Raw genomic sequence first — 15,897 nt, forward strand, 5'->3', positions numbered from 1 at the left:
CGATGTCCGCGGTCACCGAAGGGACTCCGCGCCGCGGCAGGCACCGCGCCGAAAGGCCGGGCTCGCCGTTGCGCGCGATGGCCGGGCGGCTCGGCTGGGGGCTCGGGGACCAGGCGGTGTCCAGCCTCACCAACTTCGCCGTCGGGCTGTACGTCGCGCGCTCGCTCGGGGCCACGGCGTTCGGTGTGTTCAGCCTCGCGTGGGTGACCTACGGGGTGATCATCAACATCTCCCGCGGCCTCGGCACCGACCCGCTCATGGTCCGGTTCAGCGGGGTCGCGACGCAGATCTGGCGGGCCGCCACGGCGCGGGCCGCGGGTACGGCGCTCGCGGTCGGGGTCGGCACCGGGGCGCTCAGCGTGCTCGTCGGCCTGGCGATCGGCGGGCAGGTCGGGCTCGCGTTCGTCGGGCTGGGCATCGTGCTGCCGTTCCTGACGCTGCAGGACTCGTGGCGGTTCGGGTTCTTCGCCGCCGGTCAGGGGCACAGGGCGTTCCTCAACGACGTGGTGTGGGGGGTCGCGCTCGCGCCCGCGATGATCTTCGCCGCCAAGCACGGCAGCGTGCTCGGCTTCGTGCTGGCCTGGGGACTCTCGGGTGGGGTCGCCGCACTCTTCGGCTGCTTCCAGACCGGCATCCTGCCGCGGCCGTCGGCGGTTCGCGGCTGGCTGCGCGACCAGCGGGACCTCGGCACCCGCTACCTGATCGAGAACGTCAGCAACAGCGGTGCCTCCCAGCTGCGCGCGTACGGGCTCGGCGCGATCGCCGGGCTCGCCGCGGTCGGCACCGTGCGGGGTGCCGAACTGCTGCAGGGACCGTTCCAGGCGGTGCTGATGGGACTGTCCCTGGTCACGGTCGCGGAGGCGGCCAGGGTGCTGCGCCGGGCGCCGCACCGGCTGCCGCTGTTCTGCCTGCTGCTCGGCGCGGGACAGGCCGTGGCCGCGCTCGCCTGGGGGCTCGCACTGCTGTTCCTGCTGCCCGACGTCATCGGGGTGCACCTGCTCGGCTCCATCTGGTCCGGGGCACAGGCGCTGATCCTGCCGGCCACGATCTCGGTGATGGGCGCCAGCTTCTCGACCGGCGCCGCCTCCGGGCTGCGCGCGCTCGGGCTCGCCCGGCGCAGCCTGCGCTCGCAGGTCATCGTGTCCGCCTGCTACCTCGTCGGCGGCCTCATCGGCGCGGCCGTCGCCGGTGCGGTCGGCTCGGCGTGGGGCGTCGCGATCGCCACGACCACCGGCTCCGCGATCTGGTGGGTGCAGCTGCGCGCCGGGATGCGCGAGCACTCTCATCTGTCCACCGTCGAAATGAGGCCGATATGACGACCCCGCGGTTGAGCCTGGGCTTGCCCGTCTACAACGGCGAGGAGTATCTGGCGGAGTCCCTGGACGCCCTGCTCGGGCAGAGCTTCGAGGACTTCGAGCTGATCATCTCCGACAACGCCTCCACCGATGGCACGGAAGAGATCTGCCGCACCTACCTGGCCAAGGACTCGCGCATCCGGTACGTACGGCTGGCCGAGAACATCGGGGCCGGGCCGAACCACAACTTCGTGTTCGCCGAAGCCCGGGGCGAGCTGTTCAAATGGGCTTCGCACGACGACCTCTACGGCCGCGACCTGCTGCTGCGCTGCGTGGAAGCGCTTGACGAGCGGCCGGACATCGTCCTGGCGCACAGCTGGAACGCGATCATCGACGAGCACAGCCGGGTCACCCAGCCCTTCGACTACACCCTCGCCACGGACTCGCCGCGCGCGCCGATCCGGTTTCGGAGCCTGCTGCTCGAGCCCGGTGGGGACGACTTCTACGGGGTGATCCGCTCCGACGTGCTGCGCCGGGTCAAGCCGCACGACAGCTACCACCACGCCGACCGGGTGTTCGTCGCGGACATCGCCCTGCACGGGCCGTTCTACCAGGTCCCCGAGCTGTTGTACTTCCGTCGCGACCATCCCGCGCGTGCGGAACGGGCCAACCCGACGCTGCGCAAGCGGTGCGCGAACCTCGACCCCAGGCGGGCGGACAAGCGGCGGCATCCGATGGTGCGGCTGCTCGGCGAGTACGTGCTCGGGTTCGTCGGCGCGGTCCAGCGGGCGCCGCTGTCGGCCGCGGACCGCCGCGAGTGCTACCGCCACCTGGGCGAATGGCTCACCGCGCGGGCCCGGCCGGGTTCCGGCGAGCGCATCGAGGACCGGCCGCCCGTCGACTTCACCGACTTCGACCTCGACGCGGTCGTGCCGGGAAGACAGGGGAGAGTCCGATGATCCGGGTCGGCCTGTTCGGGTTGCTCGGCTCGGGCAACCTCGGCAACGACGGCTCGCTGGAGGCCGTGCTGCGGTTCCTGCGCTCGGAGCACCCGGACGCGCGGCTGAGCGCGTTCTGCGGCGGGCCGGACCTCGTGTCCGCCCGCTACGGCATCGACGCGACCCCGCTGCACTGGTTCGGCGGCGAGTACCGGACGGCTTCGGGCGTGCGGGCGATCGCGTTGAAGGGGCTCGGCAAGTTCGTCGACGTCTGGCGCACGGCCGCCTGGGTCCGGCGCCAGGACGTGGTGATCGTGCCGGGCATGGGGGTGCTGGAGGCGACGCTTCCGTTGCGGCCCTGGGGTTTCCCGTACTCGCTGCTGTTGCTGACCGTGGCCGGCCGGCTGCTGGGCACGAAGGTCGCGCTGGTGAGCGTCGGGGCGAACGTGATCGGTCACCGGGTGACGCGCGGCATCGTGAAGACGGCCGGGAGCCTGGCCTCCTACCGGTCCTACCGGGATGCCGGTTCCCGCGACGCGATGGCCGAGATGGGCGTCGACACCTCGGCGGACGAGGTCTACCCCGACCTCGCGTTCGCGCTGCCGGTGCCGTCCGCGGAGCGCGCGCCCGGCACCGTCGGCGTCGGGGTGATGGCCTTCCGCGGCGGGAACGACGAGCGCGCGCGGGCCGAGGAGATCTATCGGTCCTATGTGGACGGTATGAAGCGGTTCGTGCACTGGCTGGTCGACCGCGGCCGTCCGGTGTGGCTGTTCACCGGCGACCAGGTGGACGCGCCGGTGGTCGACGAGATCCTCGCCGAGTGCGGCCCGCTGGTGAGCGCTTCGGCCGCGTCCTCTTTGGACGCCATCATGCGGGAGATGGCCGCTGTGGACGTCGTCGTGGCGACGCGCTACCACAACGTGCTGTGCGCGCTGAAGGTGTGCAAGCCGACGATCTCCGTCGGGTACGCCGCGAAGAACGAGGCGCTGATGGCCGGGATGGGCCTCGGCGAGTACTGCCATCCCGCGCGGCACATCGACTTCGACCGGCTCACCGCGCAGTTCACCTCGCTGGAGACCCGGTCGGACGAGCTGGGCGCGACCCTCGCCGAGCGCAACGCCGCGTCCGAGCAACGGGTCAAGCACCAGCTCGCGGCCCTGTCCGCGGTCTTCCCCGGGGAGGTGCGATGAGAGCCGTCCCGGTGCCGGCGATCGCCGGCGCGTACCTGTTCGAACCCACCCCGCACGTGGACGAGCGCGGCTTCTTCAGCCGCACGTTCGACCGCGAGGTGGTCCGGTCGGCGGGCATCGACCCGGACTCGTTCGCCCAGGACAGCCTTTCCCGCTCCACCAAGGGCGTCGTGCGCGGGATGCACCTGCGCTCGGGTGCGGGCGAGGCCAAGCTCGTCCGCTGCTCCTACGGCGAGGTGTTCGACGTCGTGGTCGACCTCCGCCCCGGTTCCCCGACCTACCGGAACCAGGAGTACTTCGAGCTGTCCGGGCGCACGCAGGTCTCGCTCTACATCCCCGCGGGCTGCGCGCACGGCTTCCAGGCCCTGACCGATCCCGCCGACGTCTCCTACCGGATCGACCGGCCGCACGAGAAGTCCGAAGACGTCACGATCGCCTTCGACGACCCCGAACTGGCCATCCCGTGGCCCGTCCCGATCACGTTGATCTCCGAGCGCGACAAGCAGGCGCCGACGCTCGCCGAAGCACTGAAGATGTCGAGGTAACTGCCATGGACACGGCTCATCCGTTGCCGCGGTCGCGCAAGGCGAACCAGCGGCTGCACTTCCTGATCCCCGGTGGCGCCCACACCTACGCCAAGGGCGACGACCAGTTCCCCGAAGGCATGGCGCCCGTCATCTCGCACGGCAAGGGCGCGCACGTGTGGGATGTCGACGGGAACGAGTACATCGAGTACGGCGCAGGGCTCAGGTCCGTCAGCCTCGGGCATGCCCATCCGCGGGTGATCGAGGCCGTCGGGCGTGAGCTGGTGCGTGGTTCCAACTTCGTGCGCCCGAGCTTCCTGGAGATCGAAGCGGCGGAACGGTTCCTCGCGACCGTGCCGACCGCGGAGATGGTGAAGTTCGCCAAGAACGGCTCGGACGTGACCACCGCGGCGGTGCGGCTGGCGCGGGCGGCGACCGGGCGGCGGCTGGTGGCCGTGTGCCAGGACCACCCGTTCTTCTCCACCGACGACTGGTTCATCGGGACCACGCCGATGAACGCCGGCATTCCCGCGCGGACCACGGATATGACGGTCAAGTTCCCCTACGGCGACCTCGCGGCGACCGAGGAGGTCCTGCGCGGCGGCGATGTCGCGTGCCTGATCCTCGAAGCCGCGACGCACGCCGAGCCCGCGCCCGGCTACCTCGCGGGTCTGCGCGACCTCGCGCACAGGTACGGCTCGCTGCTGATCTTCGACGAGATGATCACCGGCTTCCGCTGGTCGGACTTGGGTGCGCAGGGGCTGTACGGGGTGCAGCCGGACCTGTCGACGTTCGGCAAGGCGCTCGGCAACGGGTTCGCGGTGTCGGCACTGGCCGGTCGCCGCGAGGTGATGGAGCAGGGCGGGCTGCGTGACTCGCGCGAACGCGTGTTCCTGCTGTCCAGCACGCACGGCGCCGAAACGCACTCGCTCGCCGCGGCGATGGCCGTGATGGAGACCTACGTCGAGGAAGGCATCTCGGCGCGGCTGCACGCGCTCGGCACCCGGCTCGCCGACGGGGTGCGTGCGGCCGCCGTGGGTATCGGCGTCGGGGAGCACGTGCTGGTGCGCGGGCGCGCGAGCAACCTGGTGTTCGCGACGCTGGACGAGAACCTGCAACCGTCGCCGCTCTACCGGACGTTGTTCATGCGGCAGCTGATCAGCGGCGGGGTGCTCGGGCCGTCGTTCGTGGTCAGCAGCGCTCTGTCGGACGAGGACATCGACCGCACGGTCGACGTGGTCGCGCAGGCGTGTGTCGTGTACCGCAAGGCGCTCGACTCCGGCGACCCGACGACTTGGCTGGGCGGGCGCCCGGTGCAGCCGGTCTTCCGCCGCTACGTCTGAGGTACTGGCCGAGATCCGCGACAGACGTCAGCCGACGGCGTCCGACCGGTGCGCTCGCGCTACATCCGCGTGGAAGGAACCCTGTCGACCGCCCAGGCGGTCGGCGGCACCACCGCCAGCGCGGTGCAGAAGCCGCCGATCGCGTCGGTCGGGTAGTGCGCGCTGAGGGCGACCTCGGTCCAGCCCATGACCGCGCCCGCGAGGAGCGCCACGCCCAGGACCAGCGCGGTCCCGGCCACCGGGCCGAGTTGCAGCCGGTCGGCGGCGATCAGCGCCAGTACCAGCGCCAGCGCGGTGGCGAAAGCCGTGTGGCCGCTCGGGAAGGACAGGTAGCCGCCGTGGATCGTGCGGTCGACGACGGGTTTGAGCAGGGTCGTCACGCCGACCGTGACGCCGGACGCGACCAGCACCAGCACGGCCGACCTGCGCCGCCCGGCCAGCCAGCAGCCGCCGGTGAGCACCACGAGCAGGAGCACGGACCCGACGGGCTCGCCGAGGAAGTCGATGCCGAGCGCGATGTCCCGCAGTGACCCGCCCAGCCCGTCCACCGGCGCGACCCACTCGCCACTGCTGTCCCCGGCGTAGGCCAGCGCCTGGACGAGCACCACGAGTGCGGCGACGACCGCCCCGACCGCGAGCGGCAACCGCAGGGCACGGGTCAACGCCGGTGGCGCGGATACGAGGGTCACCTGGGGAAGTCGCGGGGGAGGCGCGCTTCGTTTCGACGGGCGGGACCTGACTCGGTCTCCCGAAGCTCAGCCGATCGCTGCCCGGTATCCCGACAACAACCGGTCCAGGCCGACGGACGGGGTGAACTCCTTTTCGTACCGGAGGCGGGCCGCGTCACCCAGCTCGCGGTTGCGGGCCGGCGCCACGACGCGGCGCAGGGCCGCCGCCAGCGCGGGCGCGTCGCCTGGCGGGTGCAGCAGGCCGGTGACCTCGTCGTCGACCAGTTCCGGGAACGCGCCGTGCGCGGGGGCGACCGCGGGCACCCCGGCGGCCATCGCCTCGACGACCACCAGGCCGAACGCCTCCAGCCACACCGACGGCGCCACCACCGCCGACGCGCGGGCCAGCAGCGCCTGGCACTCCGCCTTCGTGCGCAGGCCCAGGTACTGGACGTCGGCGCGACCGGCGGCCCACGAAGCCACCTCGTCGGACAGCGGGCCGGTGCCGGCCAGGACCAGCGGCATGCCGACGTCCGCCACCGACCAGGCGTCCATCAGCAGCCGGACGCCCTTCTCCTCCGTCATCCGCCCCAGGTACAGCACGTGCTCGCCGGGCAGTTCCCGGCGCAGCGCGGGATCGTCGACGAAGTTGTGCTTCACCACCAGGGACTCGCCGGGCATCCCGGCCGAGACCAGCAGCTCCCGCTGCGCCCCGGAGATGCAGAAGAACCGCGAGATCCCCGACCACCAGCGGCGCCGGTTGACCGCGGTCGACAACGCCATCGGCAGCGTCGCCACGCGTGAGCCGCGGTAACAGCCGTGCCGGACCGCCGGCACCGGCTGCCCGCCGACGCACGACGTGCACACGTGCCCGTCGCGGTACAGCGTCCCCGGCGGGCAGACCATGCCGTAGTTGTGCAGGGTCGCGACCGCGGGCACCCGCGCGTCCGAACACGCGGCTACGACCGACGGCGACAGCAGCGGGAACGTGTTGTGGATGTGCACGACGTCCGGCCGATCGGCCCTCAGCTGCTCCACCAGGTACGTGCGCACCGCCGAGTTCCACGGCACGCGCAACGGCACGGTCGCCTTCCCGACGAACGACATCGACGCGATGTCGTCGCTGCGCCGCTCGAACAACCGCACGTCGTGCCCGGCCGAGCGCAGCAGCCCGACCTCCTGGTCGACGACGTTGTTCTCCCCGCTCGGCTGCTCCGAGCGGTACCGGTTGTGGACGACGAGGACCTTCACGAAACCTCCGGACGGGCGGGACGGGCCAGCAGCGAACCCGCCACGGCCAGGTGCAGCAGGTACGGCGACGCGTCGCCCAGCCCGGCCTCGGTGTAGGACGCCGAGATGCAGTAGACGATCAGGAAGATCGCGCACGCCCGCTCCAGCGACGGCGGCCGCAGGGCCGCGACCCCGGCCAGCACCAGCAGGAACGCCGCGACCAGTGCGCACCCGACCAGACCCTGCTCGTGGAACACGGCGAGCCAGCTGTTGTCGATCGGCAGGCCGTCGTAGGACTTGTCGCCGAGGCCGATGCCGAAGAGGTTCTCCCCGACGGTCCGTGGCGCGTTCAGCAGGGCGTCCCACACCTTCGCGCGACCGGTGAGCGTCGAGAAGTTGTCCTCGGACTGCCCGCGCAGGAACCACGCCTGCAGCAGCGAGCCCAGCGCGATCACCGAGAACGCCGCGATCAGCCCGAACCACGCGAACACCCGCCGCGCCCGGGCGCTGGTCAGCCCGAGCGACAGCAGCGCGACGAGCAGCCCGATGATCAGGCCGAGGGTGGCGGTCCGGGTGTGCGTCAGCATCAGCAACGCGATCGCCGGGATCGAGATGATCAGCGCGCTGCGCCGGTCGATCCGCTTGCCCAGCCACAGCAACAGCGCCAGCCCCGAGATGACCGCCGCGTACTGGCCGATCTGCGGCGGGGTGAGCGGCCAGATCGCGCCCGCGAGCCGCCCGCCGTAGATGCCCGGCAACGCCTTGCCCGGGGCGATCGCGAGGCCGACCGCGACGGTCAGCAGCACCACGCCGTAGGCCTTGATGTGGAACCGGACGAAGTTCGTGCTGCCGTTCCACCACCGGGTGAGCAGCCACAGGGTGCCGACGAACACCGCGAGCCGGAAACACCGGAAGAGCGCGCCGAGCCCGGCCTCCAGGTGCGCGCTGGAGAGGATGCCGACCACCAGCAGCAGGCTGAGCAGCAGCAGGTACGCGCTCGGCCGGATGCGCAGCTTGAGGTTCACCACGAGCGCCAGCGCGAACGCGGTGATCAGTGCGCCCATCGTGACCAGCTGGATGACCGAGCGCGGCAGCGGGATGACGGTCTGGGCGCCGGTGGAGCCCAGCGTGTTGAGGATCAGCAGTCCCCACGCCACCGCGACCGCGCGTGGCGTGCGCTCGGTGGCGGTGACCTGTGGTGCGAGCTGTGTCAGCGCCATCTCAGCCCCCCTTGGTGAACGTGCTGCCCTGGTCCTGCTGCTGGGCCCCCTGCCACTGGAAGGAGTCCAGGATCTGGCTCGTGTCGGAGCTGACGAAGGTCCACGGGCCGCTGTAGGTGTTGTCGTGCCACTGGTTGTGCTGGTTCGACGTGATGGCCTCCTGGACCACGTCGCCCTGGTACGGGGACCAGTCCGGGTAGGTGCCGTAGTTCGACAGCAGCGCCATCCGCCCGCAGGTCACCTGGCAGTTCACGACGGCGGGATCGAGCTCGAACCGGTTGTCGTGGATGTCCACGTTCTTCGTCTTCCACCGGCAGTCGCTGTACAGCGGCTCCGTCGCGATACCGGGCTGCGCGCATTTCGCCGCGTCGGGCTGGACGAGGGTGCAGGTGCCGGACGAGGTGTTCGCGGGACTGTTGCAGAACCGGTCGGCGTTCTCCCACAGTGTGATCCCGGACCAGTTGTCCTGCAGCACGTTGCCCTCGATGTCGAGGCTCGCCGTGCGGGCGGGGACGCGGGGCTCGCCGCCGGACTCGGAGATGTAGATGGTGGCGATGGGGAAGCTGTCGCCGCGGTCGGCGTACTTGCGGCCGTCGACCCAGTTGTTCCGGCGGATCGTGTTGTCGCGGATGGTCGCGTTGTAGCTGGTCTCGTACTCGATCGCGGCGCTGTCGTTGTTCTCGATGACGTTGCCCTCGATGAGGAAGTCGTTGTTGTTCGTGTCCGCCCACAGGGCGACGCCGCGGTTGTCGTGCACCCAGTTGCCGCGCACGTCGGCGCCGTTGACGGCCCAGAACTTGATGCCGCCGCTGCAGCCGCAGCCGGGGCTCTTGGTCTCCCAGTCGTCGGTGTTGTTGCCGGCGATCTCGTTGCCCTGGACGACGAGCCCGGTGATGGTGCCGTCGCCCTTGTAGGCGTTCATGCCGTACTGGCCGTTCTCGCGCAGGCAGTTGCCGATCACCTGCTGACGGGCACCGGCCATCAGCGCGGCGCCGCTGTTGTGCTGCACCGTGTTGTCCTCGATCACCCAGCCGTCGCCGGAGTCGTGGTTGACCACGCCCTCGTCGTGCGGGGCGTCGAAGTCCTGCACGGTCAGGTGCTGGATGCGCACGTTCTGCGCGTGCCCGGTGAAGGCGTACTGGTTGACGTGCCCGCCGTCGACGATCGCGCCCGGCGCCCCCACGTAGACGTCGCCGTCCTTGGGCATGACCTGGTCGTAGTTCCCGCTGCCGAGCCGGTGGGTGCCGGGGGCGAGCCAGAACGTGGTGCCGGCCGGGCCGGCCTTCGTCTTGGCGATGAGGTCGCCGACGACGTTCGGGTCCACGGCGACCGCGCCGGCAGGCGCGGCTGCCGGGCCCGCGCGCTCCTTGTCGCACACGGCGGCCGTCGAAGCCGAAGCCGGGGCCGCGGCGGCTGCCGCGGAGGGTTTGTCCTGTGTGGTCGATGGACTGCAGGCAACCAGCAGCAGCGGGCTCAGCACGCCGAGGAGTGCCCAGCGGATCTTCACAGTGGGCGAACCTCCTGGCCGCCGAAGCGGAGCACGGTGGACAGCACGCGCGCGTGGCCGGTGCCGATGAGCGTGGTGGCGGGTTCCTTGCGGCCGAAGCCCGGCGAGTACCAGCCCAGCGGTGGCTCGGTTTCGCCGCGGTGCAGCGACCAGTTCAGCTGGTCCGGCAGCTGGAGCACACCGGTTCCGCCGTCCCAGCTCAGCCGCGCCGTGCTTCCGTCGAGCTCCACCGACACGGCGGGGCCGAGGTGGAAGGCGAGCCGCGTGCGATGCCGCCGGGGGCCGACCACCTCGTCGGCGATGTGCAGCTCGGACTCCGCGAGCTGCACCCACCGGCGGTGCACGGCGGGGGCGTAACCGTCGTGCTCGGCGGACCAGGTCTCCGGGCCCGCGGTGAGCACCCGGGTCTGCGCGTGCCGGGTCCACATGAACGGCCCGCCCGACGCGGACTGGTCCCGGTCGTCGAGCTGCAGGGTGTTGTGCCCGAGGGTGGACCGGAAGTAGGAGCGCCACGCCGGCTGGCCGTGGTAGCAGAAGGTGCCGGGATCGGCGAGGATGTCGACCCCGTTGTGCCGCACCTCGACCGAGAGCGCGTCCGCGTGGGCGTGCGCGGCGATCGACAGGAACCCGTGCGGGCCGCCGTCGCACCGGCACCAGATCTCGCCGTCGCGCAGGATGGTGAGCCCGGCGTCGGCGAAGTGGCTCGGGCGTCGCTCGGGCCGGGCCACGGTCACCTTGGGGCTTTCCGCGAGCGCCGCGAGCAGGCTGGTCCGGACGTCCGGCCGCGGCGTTACGGGCCACCAGTCCAGGCGGCCGAACAACGCGGCGCCGGTCGCCAGCAGGGAGGCCCAGCGGTCCGCTCCCGCGCCGTCGACGATCAGGCCGTACCCGTCGTCGGCATCCCCCTGCCTCGGCGGGCGCGACTTGTCGTCCACAATGGACGCGAGCGCGTCGGTCATCCGCAGCAGCAGCTGCCACGTCGACTCGGGCACCGGTGTGCCCGCCGCCTCCGCCTCCAGTGCCGCGGCCAGGCCCAGCTCCAGCACGAGGCCGTGGTACTCGGTCGCCAGCTCGCGGTTGAGCCCGGACTCGAAGGTGTTGCGGGCCAGGTGCTCGTCGAGCGAGCTCGTCGCCTGGGTGCGCCAGAGCATCGACTCGGGGAACCACGGGAACGCGCAGGCGGCCGCGAGCTGTCCGGCGGCCTCGGCGATCGCGTGGTTGTTCGCCGACGAGCCCCGGCTGGGAAACGCGGCCAGCCAGCGCTGGTGGTGCCAGATCTGGTGCAGGGCCTCGGGATTGTCCTCGAACAGCCCGGGCGCGCCGGCCCAGCCGTCGAGCAGCCGGCGCGTCCACACCCAGGACAGCAGCCGGATGCCCAGTTCGATCCCGCTGACCCAGTGCACCCCGCGCAGCGGCGGGTTGGCCGCCCACCACGACTTCAGGTGGTCGGCGACGCGTTCGGCGTAGTGGTCCTCGCCGGTCGACGCGTACGCGGCGGCGAGCACGGTGAGGTGCTGGTGCCGCGAGGGCTCCCAGATCTGCTTGATGTCGCCGACCGTGTCCTCGCTGCGGTAGGCGATGTCGAAGGAGTACAGGTCGGTCGGCGCGCGGCGGCCGGTCTTCGGGTCGAACGACCAGTCCGGGCCGACCATGTCGTCGCGGCTGACGCCGAAGTACTCGGCGTGCCCGTCGAACAGCCGGTCGGCCGCCGCGATCACCGCGTCCGCGGCCTCGCGCGGCACGGTGCCGAGCGCGTCCGGGGGCAGTGCCGTGGTGAAGTCGCGCTGGCCCAGCCAGGCCGCTTCGCTCGGGGCGTCGGCGATGCGGCGCCACCGCCGCTTGCGCACGACGTCGGCGGCGCGGCCGCGGATCTCCTGCGGTCCCATCCGGGACAGCCGTCGCAGATACCAGCCGGGACCCATCATGACGGCACCTCGATTCGCACCGGAACACCCGTGGCGAGGCTGGTGTTCACCGCCAGCGTGGCCAGGGTGGTCGACACCAGGGAGTCCAGTGGCACGGGCATCGGGCCGCCGGAGGCGACGGCGTCGACGAACGCGTCCACTTCGGACTTCTGGCCCTTGTCACGACCCTTGGGGATGCGCGGGCTCGACCACTTCTTGCGCGAGAACACCGACGTGCGCAGGAAGTCGTCGAACCTGAGCACCTTGCCGTCCGCCAGCAGGTCGAGGGTCTCCTTCTGGAAGCCCGTGGAACCGCTGGTGGCGTAGGAGATCGTCGCGGTCGAGCCGTCCGGGTAGCGCAGGACGATCTGCAGGTCCTGCTGTCCCGGCGTGCCGCAGGCGTAGACCGACACCGGGTCCTCGCCGAGCAGCCAGCTCACCGTGTCGACGAAGTGCCCGCCCTCGCCCGCGAACCGGGTGCCCTCGGTGTCGGCCTGGTTGTACCAGCTGCCCGCCTCCAGCCGACCGGCGTTGACCAGGTACCGCACGGAGGCCGGCCCGATGCGCTTGCCGAACTGCGTCTTCGCCTCGTTCAGCAGTGGTGCGAAGCGGCGGTTGAACCCGACCTGCAGCCGGTCGTTGCCGGACTCCTCGATCGCGGCGAGGATCTTGCCGACCTCGGCCTCGGACAGCGCGAGCGGTTTCTCGACGAAGACGGCTTTGCCGGCGAGCAACGCCCGGCGGGTCAGCTCGGCGTGCGAACTGTGCCGCGTCACCACGAATACCGCGTCGATCGAGTCGTCGTCGAGCAACCCGTCGACGTCCGTGGTCGCTTCGGCGAAGCCGAACTTGCGGCGCGCGTTGGCCCCCGAGAGCGCGGAGGTGGTGGCGACCTGCTTCAGCTCGACGTCGCCCCGCTCGGCCAGGTGCGGCAGCAGCATCGACGAGGCGTAGTTGCCCGCGCCGACGAACCCGACCCGGACCCGGCCCATCGGATGCGCGGTGCGCACGGGGGAGGGCACCGGGGCCGAGGCCAGCACCGGTTCCGTCACGGCCGGCGCCTCCTGCGGATACCGGAACAACACGGCGACGGCCTTCAGCTCACCGTCGTTGAGCCGCTGGTACGTCTCCACCGCGGTCGAGAAGCCGGCGACGTGCGTGATCAGCGGCTCGACGTCGACGCGCCCGCGCGCCGCCAGGTCGAGGAAGCACTCGATGTTGCGGCGCTCGGTCCAGCGCACGTAGCCGATGGGGTAGTCGCGGCCTTCGAGCTCGTACGACGGGTCGTAGCGGCCCGGACCGTAGGAGCGGGAGAACCGGACGTCCAGTTCCTTCTCGTAGTACGCGTTCCACGGCAGGTCGAGCCGGCACTTGCCGATGTCGATCACCCGCCCGCGGTCGCGGGACAGCCGCGCGGCCAGCTCCACCGGCTCGTTCGTGCTGCCGCCCGCCGCCAGGTACACCTGGTCCACGCCGTGCCCGTCGGTCAGCTCGCCGACCGCGGTGTCCACGATCCCCGAACCCGGCGTGCTGCACACGAGTGCGCCGAGCCGCCCGGCCAGCTCGCAGCGGCCCGGGTCGGGATCGACGCCGAGGACGCGCACGCCGGACGCGGTGAGCAGTTGCACGACGAGCTGTCCGATCAGGCCGAGCCCGATCACCAGCGCGATGTCGCCCAGCTGCGGCTCGCCCCGGCGGACGCCCTGCATCGCGATCGAGCCGACGGTGCCGAACGCCGCGTGCCGCGGGTCCAGCCCGGCGGGCACCCGCGCGTAGAGGTGCTTGGGCACCCAGTTCAGCTCCGAGTGCAGCGCGTGCTCGTTGCCCGCGCACGCGACGAGGTCGCCGACCGCCACGTCCTCGATGCCGGCACCGACCTCTTCCACCACACCGGCGAGCGAGTAACCCAGCGGCGTATAGGAGTCCAGCTTGTTCATCACCTTGCGATAGGTCGCGCCGACGCCGTTCGTGGCCACGCTCTGCATGACCTTCGCGACCTGGTCCGGGCGCGAGCGGGCCTTGCCGACCATCGACATGCTCGCCTCGGACACCTTCATCAGCTCGGTGCCCGTGGAGATCAGCGAGAAGGCGGTCCGCACCAGCACGCCACCGGGCTTGCACGCCGGCGCCGCCACGTCGAGGAGCGCCAGCTCCCCGCTCTTGTAGTTCTGCACTACCTGCTTCACGACGCTCCTTGTGACGTTGCGCTCCGGTACCAGTACTCGAGGGTCAAGATGTGCCAGAGGTGCTTCGACCGGTCCTGCCGGCCGGAGGCGTCCTCGTCGACGAGCCGCTGCAACGCGTCCTGGCGCAGGAAGCCCGACCGCACGAGGACGCCGTCGTTGACGACCTCGCGCATCAGCGGCGCCAGGTCCCGGCTCATCCACGCCCGCAGCGGTGCGCTGAACAGGCCCTTCGGCCGGTACACGATCTCGCGCGGCAGGAGGCCCGACGCCGCTTCCTTCAGCGCCGCTTTCCCCTGCCGCCGCACGATCTTGCGGTTGCCGGGGATCGCGAACGCGGCCTTGACGACCTCGACGTCGACGAACGGCACACGTACCTCCGTGGACGCCGCCATGCTGGCGCGGTCGGTGTAGGCGAGGTTGAGGCCGGGCAGGAACATCCGCGCGTCGGCCAGGCACATGCGGTTGACGAAGTCGTCCAGCCGGTTGTCGTGGTAGGTGTCGGCGTGCTCGGTCAGCACGTCGTCGACCACCGGTGCGAGATCGGGGTTGACCAGGCCCACGAGCTCGGCCTGGTCGTACATGGTGTAGCTGCGGCGGAAGGCGGTCTCCTCGGGCAGCTGCGCGAAGGACAGGAAGCGCTTGGCGAACCGGACCGACCGGTACCCGCGCTTCGCCGTCGCCACCGGAAGTCTGTCCACAAGGGACTCGACGGGCCTGCGCGCGATGCCGGGCACCCGTTGGTAACGCAGGGCCAGCAGGTTCGCCAGGTGCTTGCGGTAACCGGCGAACAGCTCGTCCGCACCCATCCCGGACAGCATCACCTTCACCCCGGCCTCGCGGGCCGCAGTGCAGATGAGGAACGTGTTGATCGCGGCGGGGTCGCCGATGGGCTCGTCGAGGTGGTAGGTCATCCGCGGCAGCAGGTCGAGCACCTGCGGCGCGATCTCGATCTCGTGCAGGTCCACGCCGAACTTCGCGGCGACCTGCCGGGCGTAGCGCAGGTCGTCCGGCATGGCCTCGAACTTGGCGTCCTCGGCGCGGAAGCCGATGGTGTAGGCCGAGATCCCGGGTTGGTGCTTCGCGGCGAGCGCGGTCAGGTAACTCGAGTCGAGCCCGCCGGACAGGAACGTCGCGACCGGGACGTCGGCGAGCAGGTGCCTGCGCGTCGAGTCCTCGATCACCGCGTCCAGGTCCGGGAACGGCGCCTCCTGCGCGTCGGCCGCGACGTCCCGGATGGACCAGAACCGGCCCTGCTCGACCCGGCCGTCCCGGCGCATCCGCAGCCATGAACCCGGCGGCAGCTTCTCGGCCTCGCGGAACGCGCAGCGGGCGTCGGGCACCCAGTAGTAGAGCAGCGAGGCGATCATCGCGGCCTCGTCGACGTGCAGCGAACCACTCAGCTCGTTGGCCAGGGCCTTCAGCTCCGACGCGAACACGATCCCCGCGCCCCGGCGGACGAAGAACAGCGGCTTGATCCCCAGCTGGTCGCGCACCAGCACCAGGTCACCGGTGCGCTCGTCGAACACCGCGAACGCGAACATCCCGCGCAGCCGGGGCAGGCAGTCCGTGCCCCAGCGCCGCCACGCCTCCAGCAGCACCTCGGTGTCGGAGGTGCCGCGGAACCGCACGCCCGCCGACTGCAGCTCGGCCCGCAGCTCCGGTGCGTTGTACAGCTCGCCGTTGTAGGTCAGTGCGAGCCCGTCGGACACCATGGGCTGCGCCCCGGTCTCGGACAGGTCGATGATCGAGAGCCGGCGGTGTCCCAAGTGGACTTCGCCGGAGTCGTACCGGCCCTGCCCGTCCGGGCCGCGATGGGCGAGCGTCTTGGTCAGCCGGTCGGTCAGCGGCCCGCCGTCCGGCCAGCGGAGCGCGCCCGCGATTCCGCACATGGG

12 protein-coding genes are annotated in these 15,897 nt (G+C 71.3%); 5 read left to right on the forward strand and 7 right to left on the reverse strand.

The window, feature by feature from the left end:
* The first annotated feature begins 77 nt into the window (after positions 1–77).
* From LWP59_RS02450 to LWP59_RS02470, 5 genes are read left to right on the forward strand one after another with little or no spacing between them, the layout of a single operon-like run.
* On the forward strand, positions 78–1,316 hold the full coding sequence (locus tag LWP59_RS02450; protein WP_144642112.1) for an MATE family efflux transporter: 1,239 nt from the start codon (positions 78–80) through the stop codon (positions 1,314–1,316).
* Entirely contained in the window at positions 1,313–2,254 is a 942-nt protein-coding gene (locus LWP59_RS02455; protein ID WP_144642093.1) for a glycosyltransferase family 2 protein, read from the forward strand. Before LWP59_RS02450 ends, LWP59_RS02455 begins: the two co-directional genes overlap by 4 nt.
* Positions 2,251–3,423: a polysaccharide pyruvyl transferase family protein gene (locus tag LWP59_RS02460; RefSeq protein WP_144642094.1), complete on the forward strand. Its 1,173-nt coding sequence runs from the start codon at positions 2,251–2,253 to the stop codon at positions 3,421–3,423. Before LWP59_RS02455 ends, LWP59_RS02460 begins: the two co-directional genes overlap by 4 nt.
* Positions 3,420–3,968, forward strand: a complete 549-nt coding sequence (gene rfbC, locus LWP59_RS02465; protein WP_144642095.1) for a dTDP-4-dehydrorhamnose 3,5-epimerase — start codon at positions 3,420–3,422, stop codon at positions 3,966–3,968. The genes LWP59_RS02460 and rfbC overlap by 4 nt, the downstream gene beginning before the upstream one ends.
* Before the next feature lie 5 nt (positions 3,969–3,973).
* Entirely contained in the window at positions 3,974–5,290 is a 1,317-nt protein-coding gene (locus tag LWP59_RS02470) for a glutamate-1-semialdehyde 2,1-aminomutase (protein WP_144642096.1), read from the forward strand.
* A gap of 59 nt (positions 5,291–5,349) precedes the next feature.
* On the opposite strand, the gene LWP59_RS02475 is transcribed toward LWP59_RS02470, so the two are convergent.
* From LWP59_RS02475 to asnB, 7 genes are all read right to left on the reverse strand, one after another.
* Positions 5,350–5,979, reverse strand: coding sequence for a phosphatase PAP2 family protein (locus LWP59_RS02475; RefSeq protein ID WP_144642097.1), 630 nt, complete (start codon positions 5,977–5,979; stop codon positions 5,350–5,352).
* A gap of 66 nt (positions 5,980–6,045) precedes the next feature.
* A complete protein-coding gene (locus LWP59_RS02480) occupies positions 6,046–7,209 on the reverse strand; it encodes a glycosyltransferase family 4 protein (protein ID WP_144642098.1) in 1,164 nt (387 codons plus the stop codon).
* Positions 7,206–8,408, reverse strand: a complete 1,203-nt coding sequence (locus LWP59_RS02485) for an O-antigen ligase domain-containing protein (RefSeq protein WP_144642099.1) — start codon at positions 8,406–8,408, stop codon at positions 7,206–7,208. The genes LWP59_RS02480 and LWP59_RS02485 overlap by 4 nt, the downstream gene beginning before the upstream one ends.
* A gap of 1 nt (position 8,409) precedes the next feature.
* On the reverse strand, positions 8,410–9,915 hold the full coding sequence (locus LWP59_RS02490) for a right-handed parallel beta-helix repeat-containing protein (RefSeq protein ID WP_144642100.1): 1,506 nt from the start codon (positions 9,913–9,915) through the stop codon (positions 8,410–8,412).
* Positions 9,912–11,837 (reverse strand): alginate lyase family protein, encoded by a 1,926-nt coding sequence (locus tag LWP59_RS02495; RefSeq protein WP_144642113.1) that lies wholly within the window; start codon positions 11,835–11,837, stop codon positions 9,912–9,914. The genes LWP59_RS02490 and LWP59_RS02495 overlap by 4 nt, the downstream gene beginning before the upstream one ends.
* A complete protein-coding gene (locus LWP59_RS02500; RefSeq protein ID WP_144642101.1) occupies positions 11,837–14,005 on the reverse strand; it encodes a bi-domain-containing oxidoreductase in 2,169 nt (722 codons plus the stop codon). Before LWP59_RS02500 ends, LWP59_RS02495 begins: the two co-directional genes overlap by 1 nt.
* Positions 14,002–15,894, reverse strand: a complete 1,893-nt coding sequence (gene asnB, locus LWP59_RS02505; protein WP_144642102.1) for an asparagine synthase (glutamine-hydrolyzing) — start codon at positions 15,892–15,894, stop codon at positions 14,002–14,004. Before asnB ends, LWP59_RS02500 begins: the two co-directional genes overlap by 4 nt.
* Positions 15,895–15,897 lie beyond the last annotated feature (3 nt).

Source organism: Amycolatopsis acidiphila, assembly GCF_021391495.1.
Taxonomy (GTDB): domain Bacteria; phylum Actinomycetota; class Actinomycetes; order Mycobacteriales; family Pseudonocardiaceae; genus Amycolatopsis_E; species Amycolatopsis_E acidiphila.

What these genes read in the sequence shown, in the direction of transcription:
- LWP59_RS02495 (WP_144642113.1), bottom strand. Translation starts at nt 11,837, where the DNA reads ATGGGTCCCGGCTGGTATCTGCGACGGCTGTCCCGGATGGGACCGCAG.
- LWP59_RS02460 (WP_144642094.1), top strand. Translation starts at nt 2,251, where the DNA reads ATGATCCGGGTCGGCCTGTTCGGGTTGCTCGGCTCGGGCAACCTCGGC.
- LWP59_RS02455 (WP_144642093.1), top strand. Translation starts at nt 1,313, where the DNA reads ATGACGACCCCGCGGTTGAGCCTGGGCTTGCCCGTCTACAACGGCGAG.
- asnB (WP_144642102.1), bottom strand. Translation starts at nt 15,894, where the DNA reads ATGTGCGGAATCGCGGGCGCGCTCCGCTGGCCGGACGGCGGGCCGCTG.
- LWP59_RS02450 (WP_144642112.1), top strand. Translation starts at nt 78, where the DNA reads ATGGCCGGGCGGCTCGGCTGGGGGCTCGGGGACCAGGCGGTGTCCAGC.
- LWP59_RS02485 (WP_144642099.1), bottom strand. Translation starts at nt 8,408, where the DNA reads ATGGCGCTGACACAGCTCGCACCACAGGTCACCGCCACCGAGCGCACG.
- LWP59_RS02470 (WP_144642096.1), top strand. Translation starts at nt 3,974, where the DNA reads ATGGACACGGCTCATCCGTTGCCGCGGTCGCGCAAGGCGAACCAGCGG.
- rfbC (WP_144642095.1), top strand. Translation starts at nt 3,420, where the DNA reads ATGAGAGCCGTCCCGGTGCCGGCGATCGCCGGCGCGTACCTGTTCGAA.